This is a genomic window from Mycolicibacterium llatzerense, from assembly GCF_025331195.1.
GTDB classification, from domain to species: domain Bacteria; phylum Actinomycetota; class Actinomycetes; order Mycobacteriales; family Mycobacteriaceae; genus Mycobacterium; species Mycobacterium llatzerense.
Genome location: NZ_LXOV01000001.1, coordinates 2,534,528 through 2,554,815 on the forward strand (window position 1 = coordinate 2,534,528; position 20,288 = coordinate 2,554,815).

Consider the following 20,288-nt stretch of genomic DNA (forward strand, 5'->3'; position numbering starts at 1 on the left):
TCATGACGCACCTCCGTCCTGGTATTCGGTTCGGAATGCCCGCTTGGCCCGCACCAGCAGGGCTTCGGTGGCGTGCACGGTGCGTCCGATCAACTCGGCGCATTCGGGCACGGGGCGGTCATCCAGATATCGCAGCGTCAGCACCATGCGGTGCTGTTCGGTCAACCGGGCCAGCGCGGCCTCGGCGACCAGCCGGTCCAGCTCGGCGTCCCAGTCGTCGAAAGGCTCTGCGGGCTCGGGTGTTTCGGGTACGGACACGGTGAAGCGGTCGTGCCTGCGGCGGTAGTGATCGGCCAGCTTGTGCCGGGCGACGCCGATCAGCCACGGCACCGAGATCACCGGCGGCGTCTCGCGCCGGGCCGCATCCATCGCCGCCAGAAACGTCTCCGACGTCAGGTCTTCCGCGGTGCCCCGATCACCGCAGCGCCGCGCGAAGTACCCGTAGACCACGGGTAGCGCCGAGTCGTACAGCGCCAGCAGCGTCTGCGGAGCATCACCGTCTGATTCGCCCCTCACACCCTTATCGTCGCGTCGGGCGGCCGTTTTCCGACGCCCTCGCCGAAATTAGATGGAAATCAGTCCTTCGCGGACGATGTCGAAGGCTTGGCCCAAGGCATCGGGCAGCGAGACGGTCTCGTCGGCCAGCCACTGTTCGTAGGCGGTCAGCGCCACGCCGAGCACCGTCCAGGCCACGGTTTGCGGCACGAGTTCGGTCGGTTTGGCGTCCAAGCGGCGCGCGACGAAGGCCGCGATCACGCCGCGCCAGCCCGCGTACATCGTCATCGAGTAGGCCTGCAGCGCGTCCGTCTGCAGGATCACCTGCATCCGGCGGCGGTGCCGGGGTGTTTCGGATTCGTCAAAGCTGTTGAATTCCAAGAGCGCTGACCGCAGCGCGGCGTCCAGCGGCACGTCGTGGGGGACGGCGTTGAGCAGGTCCCGCAGATTGGTCAGACTCGCGTCGAAGTCGGCCCACGGGATGGCATTCTTCGACGAGAAGTAGCGGAACAGGGTGCGTCGGGAGATGCCGGCGGCATGGGCGACGTCATCGACGCTGACGTCGTCGAAGCCGCGGGTGGCGAACAGCTCGAGCGCCACATGGGTGATGTGGTCGCGCGTGGTGGAGCGGCGCCGGCCTACCCGGCCGTGCTGTGGAACGGCCCCGGCGTCGCGCTCGGGACGCTCCGATTCGGTCCTCATCAGACCCGCCCTTCCTTTTCGGCACTCGATGCCATATTCTTGCGACTTGGATCACAGTTGTCGAGTACCGGCAACTGCCACGGTAGCGAAAGGGGCGATCCATGGACTCGAATCAGCAGGTTGAGACCGGCACCGAATTGGTCACCGAGACTCTGGTCGAAGAGGTCTCGATCGACGGTATGTGCGGGGTCTACTGACCGTGTCTGCACCAGCCGCGGCCCGGATGGAGCCAGCAGGGGCCGAAACCTCGGACCCGCCGGCAGGGGCCGGATTGCCGGCTCCGCCGGCGCTGGCCTTCGATCCTGACCGCGGCTGGCGCCTGCACCACCAGGTCGCCGTCCGCCCCGAACCATTCGGCGCGCTGCTGTATCACTTTGGTACACGCAAACTTTCGTTCCTGAAGAACCGCATCATCGTCGAGATCGTCAACACGCTGGCCGACCATCCGGACGTCCGCAGCGCCTGCCGCGCCGCCGGCATCGACGATGACCAGCAGGGGCCGTATCTGCACGCGTTCGGCGTGCTGGTCCAGTCCAAGATGCTGATCCCGGCAGACCAGAACAGCCCAGAAGGATCCACCGCTTCATGACCGCAACGGCACCCGTGCCCCGGCTGATCGAGCAGTTCGAGCATGGCCTCGACGCGCCCATCTGCCTCACCTGGGAACTCACCTACGCCTGCAACCTGTCCTGCGTGCACTGCCTGTCTTCGTCGGGCAAGCGCGACCCGCGTGAGCTGAGCACCCAGCAGTGCAAGGACATCATCGACGAGCTCGAGCGCATGCAGGTGTTCTACGTGAACATCGGCGGCGGCGAGCCGACGGTGCGGTCGGATTTCTGGGAGCTCGTCGACTACGCCACCGAGCATCACGTCGGCGTCAAGTTCTCCACCAACGGCGTGCGCATCGACGAAGCCGTCGCTGCCAAGCTCGCCGCGAGTGACTATGTGGACGTTCAGATTTCGCTCGACGGCGCCACTGCGGAGATCAACGACGCGGTGCGCGGCCCGGGTTCGTTCGCCATGGCCATTCGGGCGCTGGAAAACCTGAAGGACGCGGGCTTCAAGGACGCCAAGATCTCCGTCGTCGTCACCCGCCACAACGTCGACCAGCTCGACGATTTCAAGGCCCTCGCCGACAACTACGGCGCCACCCTGCGCATCACCCGGCTGCGCCCGTCCGGCCGCGGCGCCGATGTGTGGGACGACCTGCACCCCACCGCCGAGCAGCAGGTCCAGCTGTACAACTGGCTGGTCGCCAAGGGCGAGCGGGTGCTCACCGGTGACTCGTTCTTCCACCTGTCGGGCCTCGGCGAGCCCGGCGCGCTGGCCGGCCTCAACCTCTGCGGCGCCGGTCGTGTCGTCTGCCTGATCGACCCCGTTGGCGATGTGTACGCCTGCCCGTTCGCCATCCATGAGCGCTTCCTGGCCGGAAACATCCTGAGCGATAACGGTTTCCAGCATGTCTGGCAGGACGCCCCGCTGTTCCGTGAACTGCGGGAACCGCAGTCGGCCGGTGCCTGCGGCAGCTGCGGGCACTACGACAGCTGCCGCGGCGGCTGCATGGCGGCCAAGTTCTTCACGGGTCTGCCCATGGACGGCCCGGACCCCGAGTGCGTGCAGGGCTTCGGTGAGCCCGCGCTGGCACTCGACCGCGACAAGCCCAAGTCGCACCTCGATCACTCCCGCAGCGGGGGTCGCAAAGGACCCGTCCCGCTCAAGCTCCTGGCCATGCCGGCCAAGGCTCCGCAAAAATTCTGTAACGAAAGTCCTGTCTAGATCATGGCTCGTGATATCTGGTTCGAAACCGTCGCCATCGCGCAGGAGCGCGCGAAGAAGCGGCTGCCCAAGTCCGCCTACTCCTCGCTGATCTCGGCGAGTGAGAAGGGTTTGACCGTTGCTGACAACGTCGCGGCGTTCGGCGAGCTCGGCTTCGCGCCGCACGTCATCGGCGCGCTGGACAAGCGCGAGATGGCGACAACGGTTATGGGTCAAGAGATTTCACTGCCCGTGATTATTTCTCCGACCGGCGTGCAGGCAATCAACCCCGACGGCGAGGTCGCCGTCGCCCGCGCCGCCGCGGCCCGTGGCACCGCGATGGGCCTGTCGTCGTTCGCCAGCAAGCCGATGGAAGAGGTCATCGCGGCGAACCCCAAGACCTTCTTCCAGATCTACTGGCTGGGCAGCCGAGACGACATCGCGGCCCGGGCCGAGCGGGCCCGCGCGGCCGGCGCCAAGGGGCTGATCGTCACCACCGACTGGAGCTTCAGCCACGGCCGGGACTGGGGCAGCCCCAAGATTCCGGAAAAGATGGATCTCAAGACCATCATCAAGATGAGCCCTGAGGTCATCACCAAGCCGCGCTACATGTGGACCTGGGGCAAGACCCTGCGTCCGCCCGAGCTGTCGGTGCCCAATCAGGCCATCAACGGCCAGGCCCCGCCGCCGTTCTTCGACGCCTATGGCGAGTGGATGGGTACCCCGGCGCCGACCTGGGAGGACATCGCCTGGCTGCGTGAGCTGTGGGGCGGGCCGTTCATGCTCAAGGGCGTCATGCGCATCGACGACGCCAAACGTGCTGTGGACGCGGGTGTTTCGGCGATCTCGGTGTCCAATCACGGCGGTAACAACCTGGACAGCACCCCGGCGTCGATCCGGGCGCTGCCGGCCATCGCCGAGGCCGTCGGCGACCAGATCGAGGTTTTGCTGGACGGCGGCATTCGCCGCGGCAGCGACGTGGTCAAGGCGCTGGCTCTCGGTGCCCGCGCGGTGATGCTCGGCCGGGCCTACCTGTGGGGGCTGGCGGCCGAGGGACAGGCCGGCGTCGAGAACGTGCTCGACATCATGCACGGCGGTATCGACTCGGCGCTGCGTGGTCTGGGCAAGGGCTCGATTCACGACCTCGGGCCGGACGACATCCTGGTGCCGGAGGGCTTCACCCGGCGGCTGGGCGGCTAACGCCGCTGGGCGCCGGCGCCTGATTCGACGGGTCCGCTGATACGTGCGGTGCTGACGTGGCTGCCGTGATGGTCAATGGGGTCTTGACAACCGCGACAATTTGACCATCCGCTACGAATTGTTGCGTATACGGCAACAATTGGCGCACAGCGGGCAAATTCGGCTTACCATCGGCGGGTGCCTTTCCCCAGCGAGCTCGGGAACTCGACGTCGAGGCAGTTGCAATCCATGCGGCCTTCGTTGATCGTCCCGCTTGGTTCCACCGAGCAGCATGGGCCGCACCTGCCGCTGGATACCGACACCCGGATCGCTGAGGCGGTGTCGCGGTCCGTGGCCGCGCAGCTGCGTGAGACGACGCCCGGCGTCGGTCAGCCCACGTGGCTGGTGGCGTCTGCCATCAGCTACGGCGCGAGTGGTGAGCACGAGAGCTTTCCCGGCACCATCTCGATCGGCCTGGCCGCGCTGGAGCATTTGCTGGTCGAGTTCGGCCGGTCGGCCTGCAACTGGGCCGGCCGGATCGTGTTCGTCAATGGTCACGGCGGCAATGTGGCGGCGCTGACGGCGGCGACCACGCTGTTGCGGGCCGAGGGGCGCGATGTGGCCTGGTGCCCGTGTACGGCAGTCGGTGCCGACGCCCACGCCGGCCATACCGAAACGTCTGTACTGCTGCATCTTTCACCGGCGGACGTCTGGGTCGACGAGAGCGTCGTCGGCAACACCGCGCCGTTGCCGGAGCTGCTGCCGGCATTGCGCAGCGGTGGAGTGGCCGCGGTCAGCCCGGTGGGGGTGCTGGGCGATCCGACGACTGCTACCGCGGACGAGGGGTCCCGTATCTTTGCAGAAATGGTCGGGAGCTGTGTGCGCAGGATCGGCACATGGCAGCCCGGCCCGGGGGGAATGCTCGCGTGACGGGGGTGGGACAGTGACGGGGCCGAGGCTGCCCGACGGCTTTGCCGTCCAAGTGGATCGTCGGGTCAAGGTGCTCGGGGAGGGCGCCGCACTGCTCGGTGGATCGCCGACGCGATTGTTGCGCCTGGCTCCGGCGGCGCAGACCATGCTCGATCGCGGCCGGCTGGAGGTCCACGACGCGCAGAGCGCGCAGCTGGCCCGCACCCTGCTCGACGCCACGGTCGCCCATCCCCGGCCGGCGACCGGGCCGTCGCACCTCGACGTCACCGTCGTTGTTCCGGTACGCGACAACGCAGTTGGCGTCGCCCGGCTGGTGCGGTCGCTGCGCGGCATGCGCGTGGTGGTCGTCGACGACGGCTCCGTGGTGCCGCTGCAGGCCGCGGACTTCTGCGACCTGGCCGGCCACTGCGACGTCCGCGTGCTCCGGCACGACGTCAGCCGCGGACCCGCGGCGGCCCGCAACACCGGGCTGGCCGCCTGCGAGACGGATTTCGTGGCGTTCCTGGACTCGGATGTGGTGCCGCGTCGCGGGTGGCTGGAGGCGCTGCTGGGGCACTTTTGCGACCCGGCCGTCGCGTTGGTCGCGCCGCGCATCGTGGGCCTGCACGAGCCCGACAATCTGATCGCGCGCTACGAGGCCGTGCGCTCGTCACTGGATCTCGGCATGCGGGAAGCGCCGGTGGTGCCGTACGGCATGGTGGCCTATGTGCCGAGCGCGGCCATCGTCTGCCGGCGCGCGTCGCTCGACCAGGCGGGCGGTTTCGATGAGTCGCTGCAGTCCGGTGAGGACGTGGACCTGTGCTGGCGGTTCATCGAGGCCGGGGCCCGGCTGCGGTACGAACCGATCGCGCTGGTCGGCCACGATCACCGCACCGCGTTGGGAGAGTGGTTCGCCCGCAAGGCCTTTTACGGTTCCTCGGCCGCGCCGCTGTCGGTGCGACACCCGGGCAAGACCGCGCCGTTGGTGATCTCAGGCTGGACCCTGGTGGTCTGGGTGCTGCTGGGCATGGGGTCCGGGGTGGGCTACCTCGCCTCGACCATCGCCGCCGCGATCACCGGCCGGCGCATCGCCAACTCTCTGCGATCGATCGACACCGAACCGCGGGAAGTCGCCGCCGTGGCCGCGCAGGGACTGTGGGCCGCGGCCCTGCAACTCGCCGCGGCGCTGTGCCGGCATTACTGGCCGGTGGCGCTGGTGCTGGCAGTGTGTTTCCGGCGCTGGCGGCAAGTGGTGTTGATCGCCGCGATCGTGGACGGCGTCGTGGACTGGGCCCGCCGCCATCACACGGTGGACGACAACACCCAGCGCGTGGGCCTGCTGGCCTACCTGCTGCTCAAGCGCCTCGATGACATCGCCTACGGTCTCGGACTGTGGGGCGGCGTGGTGCGCGAACGGCATCTGGGTGCGCTCAAGCCGCAGATCCGGACTTGATCCCGCGCCGCGATGACGTCCTGATCGTCGGGGCCGGCAGTGCCGGCTGTGTTCTGGCCGAGCGTCTTTCGGCCGATCCCGCCTGCCAGGTGACACTGCTCGAGACCGGCGGCACCGTCCGCCCGGAGCCGGGCTGGGTGCTGCCCATCGGCGTCGACAGCGCCGTCGCGCGACAGCACCGGACGACGCTGACGCAGAATCCGGCGCGGTCCGCGGACATCGTGCGGGGACGGGTGCTGGGCGGGTCCGGGGCGATCAACGGCGGCTATTTCTGCCGGGCCTGGCCGTCGGATTTCGACGCCTGGGCGGTGCCGGGCTGGGCCTGGTCCGACGTGCTGCCGCACTATCGCGCCATCGAGACGGATCATGACTTCGGCGGTGCCGAGCACGGTTCGGCCGGTCCGGTGCCGGTGCGCCGTATCAGCGAATTCGCAGCGTCTTCACAGGCTTTCCGTGACGCGGCCGGTGCCCGGTACCCGTGGGTCGACGATCTCAATGCCGCGGCCGGGATGCGGCCCGGCCTCGGTGCGGTGCCGCTGAACATCGACGACACCGGTCACCGGCACGGTCCGGGTGAGGTCTATCTGGCCGCCGCGCGGGGCCGGGACAACCTGACGGTGCGCACCGGGACGCGCGCGCTGCGGCTGTTGTTCGACGGTGCCCGCGCGGTGGGGGTGCGATGCCTGGGTTCCGATGGTCCAGTCGACCGGTATGCCGATCGGATTGTGTTGTGCGCCGGGGCAATTGAATCCGCGCATCTGTTGATGCTGTCCGGGATCGGCCCGGCCGCGCAGCTGCGGGGCGTCGGCGTGCCGGTGGTGGCCGACCTGCCGGTGGGCGTCGCGTGCGCCGATCATCCGGAGTGGGTCGTGCCGACCACCTGGCCCGCGGATCCCGGCCGTCCGCCGCTCGAATTGCTGCTCACCACCGAACAGCTGGAGATCCGGCCGTATACCTGGGGATTCGCGGCCATGACCGGTGGTGCCGCCGGTGGTTCGGATCCGGTGCACCTCGGTATCTCGCTGATGCGGCCGCGCGCGCAGGGCAGGGTCCTGTTGGTATCGGACGACCCCGACGTGCGGCCCACCATCGAGCACCGCTACGACTCCAACCCGGCTGATGCCGCAGCGCTGCAAGTAGGTCACGAATTGTGTCGGGACCTGTTCGGCGATGCCGTCATCGACGGCGAACCCGCTTGGTCCACCGCGCAGCATCTGTCGGCCACGGCGCCGATCGGGGTGGACGGCGACGAGCGCGCCGTCCTCGATCCCCGGTGTCGGGTACGCGGCATCGACGGGCTATGGGTGGCCGACGGTGCCGCGCTACCCGGCATCACCGGCCGGGGTCCGCATGCGACGGTCGTCATGCTGGCGCACCGGGCGGCCCGATTCATCGTGTCCTAGCGGCCATTCAGTGGTGTGTGCCCGCGACCGGGCGCCCAGAACGCGATCAGCACTCCGGCGATCGCCGTGATCGAAGCCAGCACCACCAACGACGTCTGCATGGCGTGCAGGAAGGCGATCCGGGCCACGGCCACGAGCTGACCGCCGACCGGCCCCAAATGCGGCGCTGCGGCTACGGCACCGGCCAACGAGCCGCGCGCGGCGTCGCCGACCGGGGCGGGGAAGCCGGCTACCGCGGGCCCGATGTGCTTGGTGTAGCCGGCGGCCAGGAGTGAGCCGGTCAACGCAATGCCGAGGGCCGCTCCTACCTCTCGGGTGGTGTCGTTGACCGCTGACGCCACGCCCTGCTTGTCGTCGGGCGCTGACGTCATGATCGCTGAAGTCGTTGGGGCGGTGAATATTCCGACTCCGGTGCTGACCACCAGCAGCGGCCATGCAAACTCCCAGTACGACGAATCCACTCGCACCAGGCACAAGCACAGCAGGCCCGCGGACAGCAGCCACAGGCCGGCGAATACCACCAGGCGCAGCCCCAGCTTGGGCAGATACCAGGACGACAGCGGAGAGAGGATGAGCATCGGGACGGCGAGGGGAGACAGCGCGAGTGCGGTCCCGATCGGGCTGTAACCCATGACCAGTTGCATGAATTGCATCGACAGATAGAAGAAGCCGAACATCACCAGGAACAGCACCGTGATGGCAGCGGCCCCGGTGCCGAACTGGCGATCGAGGAAGAGTCGGACATCCAACAGCGGATACCGGGTACGTAACTCGACGACGGCGAACGCCACCGCCAGGAGCACCCCGCCGGCGATGCCGCCAAGGACCACCGGATGCGTCCAGCCCCGGTCGGGGGCCGACAGGATGCCGTACACCAGCAAGGCCACGGCCGCTGCGATGACCAGCGCGCCGGGCACATCCAGCGGCCGGGCCTCCGGGTCGCGCGAACTTGCGATGGTCGCGGTCAACGCCATGAGGGCGAGGCTGGCTCCGGTGAATGCCCAGAAGATGGACTGCCATGGCCAGAAGTGCAGCAGCACACCGGAACCCAGCATGCCGAACACCCCGCCGCAGCCCGCGATGCCGGCCCAGACGCCGACTGCTTTGGTGCGCTCCGCAGCCGGGTACGAGGCGGTGATCAGGGACAGCGTCGCGGGCATCACGAACGCGGCACCCACGCCGGCCACCGCCCGGGCGGCGATGATGTGCGCGGGGTGAGTGCTCAGCGCCGGAACGATCGAGGCCAGCGCGAAGACAGCCAGCCCGAACAGTAGGGCGCCGCGGCGGCCGTAGCGGTCGCCGATGGCTCCGGCCGGCAACAGCAGGCAGGCCAGGACCAGGGTGTAGCTGTCGATGATCCAGGTGAGCTGGGTCTGGTTCGCTGACGTGGCCATCGCGATGTCGCCGAGCGCGGTATTGAGCGCCACCATCGACGAAATCACGAGCAGCACACCGCAACACGCCACATATAGGGTCCAGGCTCGGCGACGGGAGGTCGGTGGTGTGGCCGTCGCGGGGAGGATTTCCACGTCGGGGCTCACCGTTCGCGCCTTGTCGACCATTCGCAGACCTTCCGGTAGCTTCAAGACCGATGGTCTTGAAGCGAGACTAACAGTCTCGTTTGTTATCCGGAGGTAATTCGGCGGTGTCCAGCGAACACGGTGATCCCCGGCCGGCGCGCTCCCGGGCGCGCCTGCTGGAGGCGGCTACTACCTTGCTGCGTTCTGGTGGCCCCAGTGCCGTGACCGTCGATGCGGTGATTCGTGCGTCCAACGTGGCCCGGGCCACCCTCTATCGGCACTATCCCAGTGGAAATGACTTGCTGGCAGCGGCATTTCACGCACTCATTCCCCCGGCCCCGGCGCCGCCCGCAGAGGGGGAGCTACGCGAGCGGTTGATCGCGCTGGTGCACGCGCAGGCGAAACTGATCGCCGAGGCGCCGGTGAGTCTGACGGCCATGTCCTGGCTGGCGCTCGGCAGCAACCTCGAACACGTGCCCTGGGTGGCGACGGGTACCGAGAGCACCGAGATCCGGAACCTGCGAGAGCGGGTGGCTGAGCAATACGCGGCGCCGTTCGAGGCGGTGCTGTCCAGTCCCGCGGCCATCGCCGAACTCGGTGACGTCGACCGGCTGCGGGCCACGGCCCTACTACTCGGCCCGATCGTGCTGGGCAAGCTCAGCACGCTGCCCGATTTCGACTACCGGCAGATCGCCGTTGCCGCCGTCGACGGATTCCTGGCGACCCACCGGATCAACGGAGTGAATACCGAATCGGCAGGTGCTTGAAGCCGCCGACGAACGTCGTCGCGGAAAGCGTTGGCGAACCGGCCAATTCGATCGAATCCAGCCGGGACAGCAGCTCGGTGAACAGGCTGTTCATCTCCATGCGGGCCAGCGCCGCACCCAGACAGAAATGCACGCCGTAGCCGAATGCCAGGTGCTTGTTCGGCTCGCGCCCGACGTCGAAGCGGAACGGGTCGGTGAACACCTCTTCGTCGCGGTTGCCGGAAACGTAAGCGAGATAGACGGATTCGCCTTCGGCGATCGGCACACCGCGCACGACGGTGTCGGCGGTCGCGGTGCGCATGAATTCCTTCACCGGCGTGCTCCACCGGATCATTTCCTCGACGGCGGTGGGCATCAGGTCTGGATTCGCCTTCAGCCGGGCCAGCTCGCCGGGATTCTCGATCAGCGCATGCAACCCGCCGGAGATGGCGTCCTTGGTGGTGTCGTGTCCGGCGGTGGCGACAATCACGTAGTAGGACGCGGTGTCCATGTCGCTGAGCGGTTCGCCGTCGATGCGGCCGTTGGCGATCGCCGACGCCAGGTCCTCGGTGGGGTTGGCCCGCCGCGACGCGGTCAGCGTGGCGAAGTACCCGAAGAAGTCGAGCAGCACGCTGAACAGTTCTTCGGGGGACTGGCCGCGGCTGTACTCGTCGTCGTCGCCGCCGAACAGCTGCTGCGTCAGGGTGTGCATGCGGTCGTAGTCCTCCTCGGGCAGGCCGAGTAGCGACATGATCACGTAGAGCGGGAACTGGATCGCGATCTCTTCGACGAAGTCGCATTCCGGTCCGGCGTCGCGCATCCGGTCGACGTGCCGCTTGGCCAGCTCGTCGACGCGGACCTTGAGGTCGCGCATCGCCTTCGGCCGGAACCAGTCGGCGCCGATCGCCCGGATCTTGCGATGGTGCGGATCGTCCATGTGGATGAGTGTGCGCAACCCCATGCCGGCGTCGGCCTGTGCCTTCAGCAGGTCTTCGTCGTCGGCCTTCATGAGCAGTGGGCGCGGCTCGCTGATGAACAGGTTGTTGTCTCGCTCGATGGCCATGATGTCGGCGTGCTTGGTGATCGCCCAGAACGGCCGATACGGCGGATTGTCCACCCAGGCAACGGGATTGGTAGCTCGCAACCGAGTGAGTGCCGTGTGCAGCCGGTTGTCGTCGGCATAGGCGGTTGGGTCGGCGAGAACCTTGGCGGCCTCGTCGGTGATGGGTGCACTCATTGAACTCCTCACACAGGCGCGTACTTGACAGCTGTCAAGCGGAGTCTAGGTCGTTCGATGCGCTGTGGGGAGGGGGTCGCCGCAAATATTTATCGGCCGCGTTCGGCCGAGTTCAGTACGCTGGGTGCTCGTGTCGTCCGCCCACCTACGCAGACTGCTGCAGCGCGCTGCAGCAGTGGCTGGGGCAGTGCTGCTGGTGGCCGGCTGCGGCCTGGACTCGCACAGTGACGGTGCCACCGCCGTGGCGCCCGATGCGGTGACAGCTGATCCGGCGCTGGTGCACACCGCGACGGGGACCGTCCGCGGGACGGTCAATCCAGATCTGCGCTTCTTCGGTGGAATCCCTTATGCGGCACCGCCGTTGGGGCCGCTTCGCTTCCGTCCGCCGGCTCCCGCGCCGACGTGGGACGGGGCGCGCGATGGTGCGAAGCCGGGCGCGCGCTGCATCCAGGACCCCAAGGGGGATCTGGAGATGGGGCGCAACAGTAGCGAGGATTGCCTGACCCTCAACGTCTGGACGCCACCGGTGCAGGCTTCCGGCGAGCGTCGACCAGTGCTGGTGTGGCTGCACGGCGGTGGGTTCATCAATGGCTCCAGCAGTATCTACAACTCGACGCGGCTGACCACCCGCGGCGACATCGTGGTGGTGACGGTCAATTACCGGCTGGGCGCTCTGGGATTCCTGGCTCACCCCGCTTTGGGCACCGGCCCCGACGTCGGCAACTACGGGCTGGCCGACCAGCAGGCGGCGCTGCGCTGGGTGCGCGACAACATTGCCGCGTTCGGCGGCGATCCCGGCAAGGTGACCATCGCCGGTGAGTCGGCCGGCGGGATGTCGGTGTGCGACCACCTCGTCGCGCCAGAGTCGGCCGGCCTGTTCCGGGGTGCCATCATCGCCAGTGGGCCGTGCCAGGCCCAGGGTGCGCTACCGGAGGCCACGCGGGCAAGCCTCGCCTACGCCAGTGCCGCGGGATGTGGCGATCCGGCGGTCGCTGCTGACTGTCTGCGCGGTCTGCCGCTGGACAAATTGCGAAAGCCTGTGTGGTACTACGGAATCGGCGAGAACATGCTCAGTGGGCCGGTCTCGGGGACGACGTTGCTGCCGGTCGATCCGATGCGGGCCATCAGCACCGGCGGTGCCGCTCGGGTCCCGGTGATGATCGGCACCACCCGCGATGAGTTCACCCTGTTCGTTGCCCTGCAGTATCTGCGTGCGGGCAAGCGCTTCCATGCCGACGGCTACCCGCACCTGCTGCAGTCCACGTTCGGCGCCGACGCCGCCGCGGTGGCAGAGCGCTACCCGCTGAACCGCTACGGCGGCAGCGCGGCGGTCGCCTATTCGACCGCGGTCACCGACGGTGCTTTCGCGTGTGTGGCCGACCGCATCGGCGACGCGTTGGTCGCGGACGCCCCGGTATATGGGTACGAGTTCGCCGATCCGGCGCCGCCGACGCCGGACCCGCTGCGCCACTTGCCTTTCCCCGTCGGTGCGAGCCATTCGCTGGATCTGCGCTACATCTTCAACATGGGCGGAGCGCCGCCGCCCGCGCCGGAGCAGGTCGCCTTGTCGGATCAGATGATCGACTACTGGAGTTCGTTCGTCCGCGACGGCCGGCCCAGTGCTGACGGGGCACCGGAATGGCCGCAGCTGACCGGCGGTGACCACGACAGCCGGATGTCGCTGCGCCCCGACGGCAGCCGTTTGGTCACTGACTACGACCAGGTGCATCAGTGCGCGTTCTGGGCGAGTCTGCAGCATTGACGTCTCGCGCCCGAAAATGGCTTGCCTGCCCAGGCGCGCGTCGACTTCGATAGGGCGGCATGACGATTCCCGATGCCGAGGCCTTCGCCCGCGACTGGTGCCAGGCGTGGAACGCCCACGACGTCGAGGCGGTGCTCGCCCATTTCCACGACGACGTCGTCTTCACCTCACCCGTCGCGGCGCGCGTCGTGCCGGAGTCCGGGGGAGTGGTGCGGGGTAAGGACGCGCTCCGGCGGTATTGGACCACTGCGCTGGCGGCGCTGCCCGAACTGCACTTCGAGATCGTGGCCACCTATGTAGGGACGCAGGCTCTCGTCATCAACTACCGGAATCACCGCGGCCAGTTGGTCAACGAGGTGCTGATCTTCGACGGCGATCTGGTGCGCGAAGGTCACGGCACCTATCTCGACTGAGGTCCGATTTACCCGACTCCTCATCGCGGCTCGTGCCTCGCCGCTTGATCGTCGTCAGGCTATGCGGGCGTCACCCACGTCGTGATGTCGGCGTGCACGACTTCCTCGCCGGCGGCGTCGACCACGGAGACGGATACGACGACGTCGGTGCCCTTGGTCAGGGTCTCGAAGTCGGGGATGTCGACGCGGGCGTGCGCCCGCAGCGAGGTGGTGGCCTTGGCGAGGTACTGGACGTTCATGGCCTTGGGTATCCAGCGGTGGGTCGTCGGCACGGTCGCTTCCATCGCCATGCCCATCGCGGCCTCCGCGGCGTTGCACGACGCGATCGCGTGCACGGTGTGCAGATGGTTGTAGACGAAGAACCACTTCGGCACCGCCACCTCGGCGTAGCCCGGCTCCATCGTCACCACTCGGGGGAGGACCGACGCGAAGTACGGCACTCGCACCATCGCGGCGGCGGAGAACATCAGGCTGCCGCCGGGCCGTCCGGAGAGTTGCTTCCAGGCGCGGTAGGTGGGGCTGAGTGTCGACATGTCGCTATCTTACTCAAAAGTAAGTTCGGTGCGTCCGCCGATTCGGGAACCATGGCGCTCACCAACCGCAATTTTCAGCCATGGATACCGGGTCAACGCGAAAGCCGGCCGGGCAGGCGTTGACCCTGAACTCAGGGTCCCCGCCACTCGCAGTTTTGCGCCGCCAGTGCGGGATCAACGAGACCCCGCTGTTGACTCTGTAACCAGGGCGGCAGCCACTCGAACATCCTCGCCCTCGCCGCGGAATCAGTGCAGGACCGGCGGTGAAACCCGGGCGCGGCGGACGGCTCCGCAGCGGATTTGGAGCAAGCCCGGATCTGGGGCATACTGTTCGGGTTGCCTTGCGCCGGGTTCGCCCGCCGCGGGCAGACGACCGGCGCCCATCACGGGCGCATCCGGTCCCAGCATCGCCCGAGATGGAATTTCCAGCGCGGACGACTGTGCGCAAAGGCGACACGCCCGAGCGCGGGGGTCGGTGAACCACAGAAACGTAAAGAGCGGCGGCATAGCCAGCGCGCGTCATCGGGTGTCCCGGGACGTGCGTATTGAAGACCAGGCCCGAGCACGGGCCCGTGACAGTTAGGTAGGAGAAGCGTGGCGGGACAGAAGATCCGCATCAGGCTCAAGGCCTACGACCACGAGGCGATTGACGCCTCGGCGCGCAAGATCGTTGAGACGGTCACCCGTACGGGAGCAAGCGTGGTCGGCCCGGTGCCGCTGCCGACCGAGAAGAACGTGTACTGCGTTATCCGGTCTCCCCATAAGTACAAGGACTCGCGGGAGCATTTCGAAATGCGTACCCACAAGCGCCTTATCGACATCCTCGACCCCACGCCGAAGACCGTTGACGCCTTGATGCGCATCGATCTGCCGGCGAGCGTCGACGTCAACATCCAGTAGGAGACCCAGAAAAATGGCACGCAAAGGCATTTTGGGCACCAAGCTGGGCATGACGCAGGTGTTCGACGAGAACAACAAAGTCGTCCCGGTCACGGTCGTGAAGGCCGGCCCCAACGTGGTGACCCGCATCCGCACCCCCGAGCGCGACGGCTACAGCGCCGTGCAGCTCGCCTACGGTGAGATCAGCCCGCGCAAGGTGAACAAGCCGGTTACCGGTCAGTTCGCCGCTGCAGGCGTCAACCCGCGTCGGCACCTGGCCGAGCTTCGTCTCGAAGACGAGGCCGCGGTCGCCGAGTACGAGGTCGGTCAGGAACTGACCGCCGAGATCTTCGCCGACGGCGCGTACGTCGACGTGACCGGCACCAGCAAGGGCAAGGGCTTCGCCGGCACCATGAAGCGCCACGGCTTCAAGGGCCAGGGCGCCTCGCACGGTGCCCAGGCTGTGCACCGTCGTCCCGGTTCGATCGGTGGCTGTGCCACCCCGGGCCGTGTCTTCAAGGGCACCCGCATGTCCGGCCGGATGGGTAGCGACCGCGTCACCACCCAGAACCTGAAGGTTCACAAGGTCGACGCCGAGAACGGTGTGCTGCTCATCAAGGGCGCCATCCCGGGCCGCAATGGTGGACTGGTGGTTGTCCGCACCGCAGTTAAGCGAGGCGAGAAGTAATGACTCTCAAGATTGACGTCAAGACCCCCGAGGGCAAGAAGGACGGCTCTGTCGAGCTGCCCGCCGAGCTGTTCGACGTCGAGCCCAACATCGCGCTGATGCACCAGGTGGTGACGGCCCAGCTGGCCGCCGCTCGCCAGGGCACCCACGCCACCAAGACCCGGGCCATGGTGTCCGGTGGTGGCAAGAAGCCGTACCGCCAGAAGGGAACCGGCCGCGCCCGTCAGGGTTCGACCCGCGCCCCGCAGTTCACCGGTGGTGGCGTCGTCCACGGCCCGCAGCCGCGTGACTACAGCCAGCGGACCCCGAAGAAGATGATCGCTGCTGCCCTGCGCAGCGCGCTGTCGGACCGGGCCCGCAACGAGCGCATCCACGCGATCACCGAGCTGGTGGCCGGTCAGAGCCCGTCGACCAAGAGCGCCAAGTCGTTCCTGTCGTCGCTGACCGACAACAAGAAGGTGCTCGTCGTGATCGGCCGCAGCGATGTGGTCAGCGCCAAGAGCGTCCGCAACCTGCCTGGCGTGCATGTGATCTCGCCGGATCAGCTGAACACCTACGACGTGCTGAACGCCGACGATCTGGTGTTCTCGGTGGAGGCGCTCAACGCCTACATCACCGCCAACACGAAAGAGGAGGTGTCGGCCTGATGGCTACCGTGACTGATCCTCGCGACATCATCCTGGCCCCGGTCATCTCGGAGAAGTCCTACGGACTCATCGAGGACAACACGTACACGTTCATCGTGGCACCGGAGTCCAACAAGACGCAGATCAAGATCGCTATCGAGAAGATCTTCGACGTGAAGGTCGACTCGGTGAACACCGCGAACCGGAAGGGCAAGCGCAAGCGCACCCGCACCGGTTTCGGCCAGCGCAAGAGCACCAAGCGCGCGATCGTGACCCTGTCCGCCGGCAGCAAGCCGATCGAACTGTTCGGAGCTCCGGCCTGATCGGCCGGGAGTTAAGGGATTAACTGATAATGGGAATTCGCAAGTACAAGCCGACGACCCCGGGTCGTCGCGGTTCGAGCGTCTCCGACTTCGCCGAGATCACTCGTTCGACTCCGGAGAAGTCGCTGATCCGTCCGCTGCACGGCACTGGTGGTCGTAACGCGCATGGCCGCATCACGACTCGTCACAAGGGTGGCGGTCACAAGCGTGCCTACCGCGTCATCGACTTCCGTCGCCATGACAAGGACGGCGTCAACGCCAAGGTCGCGCACATCGAGTACGACCCCAACCGCACCGCGAACATCGCGCTGCTGCATTTCGTGGACGGCGAGAAGCGCTACATCCTCGCCCCCAAGGATCTGAAGCAGGGCGACGTCATCGAGCAGGGGCCGAACGCCGACATCAAGCCGGGTAACAACCTGCCGATGCGCAACATCCCGGCCGGTACCGTCATCCACGCTGTGGAGCTGCGTCCTGGCGGCGGTGCCAAGCTGGCCCGCTCGGCCGGTGTCAGCATCCAGCTGCTCGGTAAGGAAGGCGCCTACGCCACGCTGCGTATGCCGTCCGGTGAAATCCGTCGCGTCGACGTGCGCTGCCGCGCCACCGTCGGCGAGGTCGGCAACGCCGAGCAGGCGAACATCAACTGGGGTAAGGCCGGCCGTATGCGGTGGAAGGGCAAGCGCCCGACCGTCCGTGGTGTCGTGATGAACCCGGTCGACCACCCGCACGGTGGTGGTGAGGGTAAGACCTCCGGTGGTCGCCACCCGGTCAGCCCGTGGGGCAAGCCTGAGGGCCGTACCCGCAAGCCGAACAAGCCGAGCGACAAGCTCATCGTCCGCCGCCGGCGCACCGGCAAGAACAAGCGCTAGGCCGGAAAGGAATAGACGATGCCTCGTAGCCTCAAAAAGGGTCCGTTCGTCGACGACCATCTGCTCAAGAAGGTCGACGTTCAGAACGAGAAGAACACCAAACAGGTCATCAAGACCTGGTCCCGTCGGTCGACCATCATCCCCGACTTCATCGGTCACACCTTCGCCGTCCACGACGGCCGCAAGCACGTGCCGGTGTTCGTCAGTGAGGCGATGGTCGGGCACAAGCTCGGCGAGTTCGCCCCGACGCGGACCTTCAAGGGTCACATCAAGGACGACCGGAAGAGCAAGCGCCGCTAATGACTACCGTTACTGAATACCCGTCCGCGAGCGCCACCGCGCGCTTCGTGCGTGTGTCGGCGAGCAAGGCCCGCCGGGTCATCGACCTGGTCCGTGGCAAGAGCGTCGAAGAGGCGCTCGACATCCTGCGGTGGGCGCCGCAGGGTGCCAGCGAGCCGGTCGCCAAGGTGATCGCGAGCGCTGCCGCCAACGCGCAGAACAACGAGGGCCTGGACCCGACGACGCTGGTGGTTGCGACCATCCACGCCGATGAGGGTCCGACCGCCAAGCGCATCCGGCCGCGCGCCCAGGGGCGTGCGTACCGAATCCGCAAGCGCACCAGCCACATCACCGTGGTCGTCGAGAGCCGTCCCGCCAAGGACAAGGGCTCGAAGGGCGCTACGGCCGGTGCCGCTCGCGCTCGTCGTGCGCAGGGCAGCAAGGCCGCCGCGGCCAAGACCGAGACGAAGGGAGGCTCGGAGTAGTGGGCCAGAAAATCAACCCCCACGGCTTCCGCCTCGGTATCACCACCGAATGGAAGTCCCGTTGGTACGCCGACAAGCAGTACGCGGACTACGTCAAGGAAGACGTCGCGATCCGTAAGCTGCTGGCCACCGGCCTGGAGCGCGCCGGCATCGCCGACGTGCAGATCGAGCGCACGCGTGACCGCGTCCGGGTGGACATCCACACCGCACGTCCGGGCATCGTCATCGGTCGCCGTGGCACCGAGGCCGACCGCATCCGCGCCGACCTGGAGAAGCTGACCGGCAAGCAGGTTCAGCTGAACATCCTCGAGGTCAAGAGCCCCGAGGGCGTCGCGCAGCTGGTGGCGCAGGGCGTTGCTGAGCAGCTGAGCAACCGTGTTGCGTTCCGTCGTGCCATGCGCAAGGCCATCCAGTCGGCCATGCGCCAGCCCAACGTCAAGGGCATCCGGGTGCAGTGCTCGGGCCGCCTCGGCGGTGCTGAGATGAGCCGTTCGGAGTTCTACCGCGAAGGTCGCGTGCCGCTTCACACGCTGCGCGCCGACATCGATTACGGCCTGTACGAGGCCAAGACCACATTCGGCCGTATCGGCGTGAAGGTGTGGATCTACAAGGGCGACATCGTCGGTGGCAAGCGTGAGCTGTCCGCCGCCGCTCCCGCCGCCGACCGTCCCCGTCGGGATCGTCCGTCCGGTACCCGTCCGCGTCGCAGCGGTTCGTCGGGTACCACCGCGACGAGCACCGAGGCCGGCCGCGCCGTGGATGTTGCTGTTGAGACCCCCGCCGGCGATGCGCCGACGGAAGCAACGGAGAGCTAGTCATGCTGATTCCCCGCAAGGTCAAGCACCGCAAGCAGCACCACCCCGAGCAGCGCGGTATCGCCAGCGGCGGCACCTCGGTCAGCTTCGGTGACTACGGCATCCAGGCCCTGGGCCACGCCTACATCACCAACCGGCAGATCGAGTCCGCTCGTATCGCCATCAACCGGCACATCAAGCGTGGCGGCAAGGTCTGGATCAACATCTTCCCGGACCGCCCGCTGACCAAGAAGCCTGCCGAAACCCGCATGGGTTCCGGTAAGGGTTCGCCGGAGTGGTGGGTCGCCAACGTCAAGCCGGGTCGCGTGCTCTTCGAGCTCAGCTACCCCGACGAGAAGATCGCCCGGGAGGCGCTCACCCGCGCCATCCACAAGCTGCCGATCAAGGCACGCATCGTGACTCGAGAGGAGCAGTTCTGATGGCAGTTGGAGTTTCGCCTGGTGAACTGCGTGAGCTCACCGAGGAAGAGCTGACCACGCGTCTGCGCGAGTCGAAGGAAGAGCTGTTCAACCTTCGCTTCCAGATGGCGACCGGTCAGCTGTCGAACAACCGCCGGCTGCGTACCGTGCGGCAGGAGATCGCGCGGGTCTACACCGTCCTGCGTGAACGCGAGTTGGGCCTGGCATCCGGGCCGGTTGGTAAGGATTAGTCATGGCAGAAACCAAGGGCCCCAAGCACACGCCGGCCACTGAGACCGAGCGCGGCCGTCGCAAGACCGCCATCGGTTACGTGGTGTCGGACAAGATGGAAAAGACCATCGTGGTCGAGCTGGAGTCCCGCAAGAGCCACCCGCTCTACGGGAAGATCATCCGGACCACCACCAAGGTCAAGGCACACGACGAGAACGGCGATGCCGGTATCGGCGACCGCGTCTCGCTGATGGAGACCCGTCCGCTGTCGGCGACCAAGCGCTGGCGTCTGGTCGAGGTGCTCGAGAAGGCCAAGTAGGCCTTCAGCTTTCGGCTGCGCGCGCAGCCTCGAATGTGCCCAACTCCAATCGGAGTTGGGCACATTCGTGTTTGTGGGCCTGATCAAGTCGGTCGAACGGCTGACATTCGGAATCGGTTCGTCGCCGTAAACTCTCTCCTCAGTCTTTGGTCTGTCTCGGACTTTGCTGGAAGCTGAAGGAGCTAGAATGAGTGACGGCCGCGGCGTTGATCGCCATGATGAATACCGCCGCCAAGCAGCCCAGCACTTTTCGGGACATGACGTGCCGA

General features: G+C 67.1%; 26 protein-coding genes. 21 read left to right on the plus strand and 5 right to left on the minus strand.

From position 1 onward, the window contains the following. Both A7G45_RS12475 and mftR read right to left on the minus strand, forming a co-directional pair. A complete protein-coding gene (locus tag A7G45_RS12475) occupies window positions 1-516 on the minus strand; it encodes an RNA polymerase sigma factor (protein ID WP_260937372.1) in 516 nt (171 codons plus the stop codon). Between the two features lie 48 nt (window positions 517-564). After that, the gene (gene mftR / locus A7G45_RS12480) at window positions 565-1,197 is read right to left on the minus strand and encodes a mycofactocin system transcriptional regulator MftR (protein WP_260937373.1); all 633 of its coding nucleotides are present in this window, start codon (window positions 1,195-1,197) and stop codon (window positions 565-567) included. A gap of 101 nt (window positions 1,198-1,298) precedes the next feature. On the opposite strand from mftR, the gene mftA reads away from it, so the two are divergent. The 7 genes from mftA (at window position 1,299) to mftG (ending at window position 7,896) form a co-directional block, all read left to right on the plus strand. After that, window positions 1,299-1,394, plus strand: coding sequence for a mycofactocin precursor MftA (mftA, locus tag A7G45_RS12485; protein WP_071287456.1), 96 nt, complete (start codon window positions 1,299-1,301; stop codon window positions 1,392-1,394). 26 nt (window positions 1,395-1,420) lie between these two features. Beyond that, window positions 1,421-1,786 (plus strand): mycofactocin biosynthesis chaperone MftB, encoded by a 366-nt coding sequence (mftB, locus tag A7G45_RS12490; RefSeq protein ID WP_377042053.1) that lies wholly within the window; start codon window positions 1,421-1,423, stop codon window positions 1,784-1,786. After that, a complete protein-coding gene (mftC, locus tag A7G45_RS12495; RefSeq protein WP_260937376.1) occupies window positions 1,783-2,973 on the plus strand; it encodes a mycofactocin radical SAM maturase in 1,191 nt (396 codons plus the stop codon). Before mftB ends, mftC begins: the two co-directional genes overlap by 4 nt. 3 nt (window positions 2,974-2,976) lie before the next feature. Beyond that, window positions 2,977-4,152, plus strand: a complete 1,176-nt coding sequence (gene mftD / locus A7G45_RS12500; protein ID WP_260937378.1) for a pre-mycofactocin synthase MftD — start codon at window positions 2,977-2,979, stop codon at window positions 4,150-4,152. A gap of 138 nt (window positions 4,153-4,290) precedes the next feature. Continuing rightward, window positions 4,291-5,061, plus strand: coding sequence for a mycofactocin biosynthesis peptidyl-dipeptidase MftE (gene mftE / locus A7G45_RS12505; protein WP_260938147.1), 771 nt, complete (start codon window positions 4,291-4,293; stop codon window positions 5,059-5,061). 13 nt (window positions 5,062-5,074) lie between these two features. Continuing rightward, window positions 5,075-6,493 carry a mycofactocin biosynthesis glycosyltransferase MftF gene (mftF, locus tag A7G45_RS12510; protein WP_260937380.1) on the plus strand — a complete coding sequence of 473 codons (1,419 nt, stop codon included), beginning with the start codon at window positions 5,075-5,077 and terminating at the stop codon, window positions 6,491-6,493. Further along, entirely contained in the window at window positions 6,490-7,896 is a 1,407-nt protein-coding gene (gene mftG / locus A7G45_RS12515; protein ID WP_260937382.1) for a mycofactocin dehydrogenase MftG, read from the plus strand. Before mftF ends, mftG begins: the two co-directional genes overlap by 4 nt. On the opposite strand, the gene A7G45_RS12520 is transcribed toward mftG, so the two are convergent. Next, a complete protein-coding gene (locus tag A7G45_RS12520; protein ID WP_260937383.1) occupies window positions 7,893-9,458 on the minus strand; it encodes an MFS transporter in 1,566 nt (521 codons plus the stop codon). The genes mftG and A7G45_RS12520 overlap by 4 nt on opposite strands. 83 nt (window positions 9,459-9,541) lie before the next feature. Here A7G45_RS12520 and A7G45_RS12525 point away from each other — a divergent pair, with 83 nt between their 5' ends. After that, window positions 9,542-10,183: a TetR/AcrR family transcriptional regulator gene (locus tag A7G45_RS12525; protein WP_083420419.1), complete on the plus strand. Its 642-nt coding sequence runs from the start codon at window positions 9,542-9,544 to the stop codon at window positions 10,181-10,183. Here the strand turns inward: A7G45_RS12525 and A7G45_RS12530 are convergent. Then, window positions 10,149-11,399: a cytochrome P450 gene (locus A7G45_RS12530; protein ID WP_071287453.1), complete on the minus strand. Its 1,251-nt coding sequence runs from the start codon at window positions 11,397-11,399 to the stop codon at window positions 10,149-10,151. The two genes, A7G45_RS12525 and A7G45_RS12530, sit on opposite strands and share 35 nt — an antisense overlap. A gap of 124 nt (window positions 11,400-11,523) precedes the next feature. Here A7G45_RS12530 and A7G45_RS12535 point away from each other — a divergent pair, with 124 nt between their 5' ends. Further along, window positions 11,524-13,161, plus strand: a complete 1,638-nt coding sequence (locus tag A7G45_RS12535) for a carboxylesterase/lipase family protein (protein ID WP_051955289.1) — start codon at window positions 11,524-11,526, stop codon at window positions 13,159-13,161. Window positions 13,162-13,220: 59 nt separating this feature from the next. Next, complete coding sequence (locus tag A7G45_RS12540; protein ID WP_043401718.1) at window positions 13,221-13,574, plus strand: nuclear transport factor 2 family protein; 354 nt, start codon at window positions 13,221-13,223, stop codon at window positions 13,572-13,574. A 59-nt stretch (window positions 13,575-13,633) separates the two neighbouring features. Here A7G45_RS12540 and A7G45_RS12545 read toward each other — a convergent pair whose 3' ends face one another. Further along, entirely contained in the window at window positions 13,634-14,107 is a 474-nt protein-coding gene (locus A7G45_RS12545; RefSeq protein ID WP_260937391.1) for a hotdog fold domain-containing protein, read from the minus strand. Window positions 14,108-14,701: 594 nt separating this feature from the next. Between A7G45_RS12545 and rpsJ the strand changes: the two genes are divergently transcribed. The 11 genes from rpsJ to rpsQ are packed head-to-tail and all read left to right on the plus strand — an operon-like array spanning window position 14,702 to window position 20,019. Beyond that, entirely contained in the window at window positions 14,702-15,007 is a 306-nt protein-coding gene (gene rpsJ, locus A7G45_RS12550) for a 30S ribosomal protein S10 (RefSeq protein WP_003883485.1), read from the plus strand. Window positions 15,008-15,020: 13 nt separating this feature from the next. Next, window positions 15,021-15,674 carry a 50S ribosomal protein L3 gene (gene rplC / locus A7G45_RS12555; protein ID WP_043401723.1) on the plus strand — a complete coding sequence of 218 codons (654 nt, stop codon included), beginning with the start codon at window positions 15,021-15,023 and terminating at the stop codon, window positions 15,672-15,674. Then, entirely contained in the window at window positions 15,674-16,321 is a 648-nt protein-coding gene (rplD, locus tag A7G45_RS12560) for a 50S ribosomal protein L4 (protein ID WP_043401726.1), read from the plus strand. Before rplC ends, rplD begins: the two co-directional genes overlap by 1 nt. Next, complete coding sequence (rplW, locus tag A7G45_RS12565; protein ID WP_043401728.1) at window positions 16,321-16,623, plus strand: 50S ribosomal protein L23; 303 nt, start codon at window positions 16,321-16,323, stop codon at window positions 16,621-16,623. The genes rplD and rplW overlap by 1 nt, the downstream gene beginning before the upstream one ends. Before the next feature lie 29 nt (window positions 16,624-16,652). Continuing rightward, complete coding sequence (gene rplB, locus A7G45_RS12570; protein WP_043401731.1) at window positions 16,653-17,492, plus strand: 50S ribosomal protein L2; 840 nt, start codon at window positions 16,653-16,655, stop codon at window positions 17,490-17,492. A gap of 18 nt (window positions 17,493-17,510) precedes the next feature. Next, window positions 17,511-17,792 (plus strand): 30S ribosomal protein S19, encoded by a 282-nt coding sequence (gene rpsS, locus A7G45_RS12575; RefSeq protein WP_043401734.1) that lies wholly within the window; start codon window positions 17,511-17,513, stop codon window positions 17,790-17,792. After that, window positions 17,792-18,256 (plus strand): 50S ribosomal protein L22, encoded by a 465-nt coding sequence (rplV, locus tag A7G45_RS12580; RefSeq protein ID WP_043401738.1) that lies wholly within the window; start codon window positions 17,792-17,794, stop codon window positions 18,254-18,256. The genes rpsS and rplV overlap by 1 nt, the downstream gene beginning before the upstream one ends. Next, on the plus strand, window positions 18,256-19,071 hold the full coding sequence (rpsC, locus tag A7G45_RS12585; protein WP_133759579.1) for a 30S ribosomal protein S3: 816 nt from the start codon (window positions 18,256-18,258) through the stop codon (window positions 19,069-19,071). Before rplV ends, rpsC begins: the two co-directional genes overlap by 1 nt. 2 nt (window positions 19,072-19,073) lie before the next feature. Further along, window positions 19,074-19,490, plus strand: coding sequence for a 50S ribosomal protein L16 (gene rplP, locus A7G45_RS12590; protein ID WP_020101406.1), 417 nt, complete (start codon window positions 19,074-19,076; stop codon window positions 19,488-19,490). After that, window positions 19,490-19,720: a 50S ribosomal protein L29 gene (gene rpmC, locus A7G45_RS12595; RefSeq protein ID WP_043401744.1), complete on the plus strand. Its 231-nt coding sequence runs from the start codon at window positions 19,490-19,492 to the stop codon at window positions 19,718-19,720. The genes rplP and rpmC overlap by 1 nt, the downstream gene beginning before the upstream one ends. Before the next feature lie 2 nt (window positions 19,721-19,722). After that, complete coding sequence (gene rpsQ / locus A7G45_RS12600) at window positions 19,723-20,019, plus strand: 30S ribosomal protein S17 (RefSeq protein WP_043401747.1); 297 nt, start codon at window positions 19,723-19,725, stop codon at window positions 20,017-20,019. The last annotated feature ends 269 nt before the right edge of the window (window positions 20,020-20,288 follow it).

Coding starts and splice junctions, on each gene's coding strand:
- mftR (WP_260937373.1), bottom strand. CDS start 1,197: ATGAGGACCGAATCGGAGCGTCCCGAGCGCGACGCCGGGGCCGTTCCA.
- mftA (WP_071287456.1), top strand. CDS start 1,299: ATGGACTCGAATCAGCAGGTTGAGACCGGCACCGAATTGGTCACCGAG.
- mftB (WP_377042053.1), top strand. CDS start 1,421: ATGGAGCCAGCAGGGGCCGAAACCTCGGACCCGCCGGCAGGGGCCGGA.
- mftC (WP_260937376.1), top strand. CDS start 1,783: ATGACCGCAACGGCACCCGTGCCCCGGCTGATCGAGCAGTTCGAGCAT.
- mftD (WP_260937378.1), top strand. CDS start 2,977: ATGGCTCGTGATATCTGGTTCGAAACCGTCGCCATCGCGCAGGAGCGC.
- A7G45_RS12520 (WP_260937383.1), bottom strand. CDS start 9,458: ATGGTCGACAAGGCGCGAACGGTGAGCCCCGACGTGGAAATCCTCCCC.
- A7G45_RS12530 (WP_071287453.1), bottom strand. CDS start 11,399: ATGAGTGCACCCATCACCGACGAGGCCGCCAAGGTTCTCGCCGACCCA.
- A7G45_RS12540 (WP_043401718.1), top strand. CDS start 13,221: ATGACGATTCCCGATGCCGAGGCCTTCGCCCGCGACTGGTGCCAGGCG.
- A7G45_RS12545 (WP_260937391.1), bottom strand. CDS start 14,107: ATGTCGACACTCAGCCCCACCTACCGCGCCTGGAAGCAACTCTCCGGA.
- rplC (WP_043401723.1), top strand. CDS start 15,021: ATGGCACGCAAAGGCATTTTGGGCACCAAGCTGGGCATGACGCAGGTG.
- rplD (WP_043401726.1), top strand. CDS start 15,674: ATGACTCTCAAGATTGACGTCAAGACCCCCGAGGGCAAGAAGGACGGC.
- rplW (WP_043401728.1), top strand. CDS start 16,321: ATGGCTACCGTGACTGATCCTCGCGACATCATCCTGGCCCCGGTCATC.
- rplB (WP_043401731.1), top strand. CDS start 16,653: ATGGGAATTCGCAAGTACAAGCCGACGACCCCGGGTCGTCGCGGTTCG.
- rpsS (WP_043401734.1), top strand. CDS start 17,511: ATGCCTCGTAGCCTCAAAAAGGGTCCGTTCGTCGACGACCATCTGCTC.
- rplV (WP_043401738.1), top strand. CDS start 17,792: ATGACTACCGTTACTGAATACCCGTCCGCGAGCGCCACCGCGCGCTTC.
- rplP (WP_020101406.1), top strand. CDS start 19,074: ATGCTGATTCCCCGCAAGGTCAAGCACCGCAAGCAGCACCACCCCGAG.
- rpmC (WP_043401744.1), top strand. CDS start 19,490: ATGGCAGTTGGAGTTTCGCCTGGTGAACTGCGTGAGCTCACCGAGGAA.
- rpsQ (WP_043401747.1), top strand. CDS start 19,723: ATGGCAGAAACCAAGGGCCCCAAGCACACGCCGGCCACTGAGACCGAG.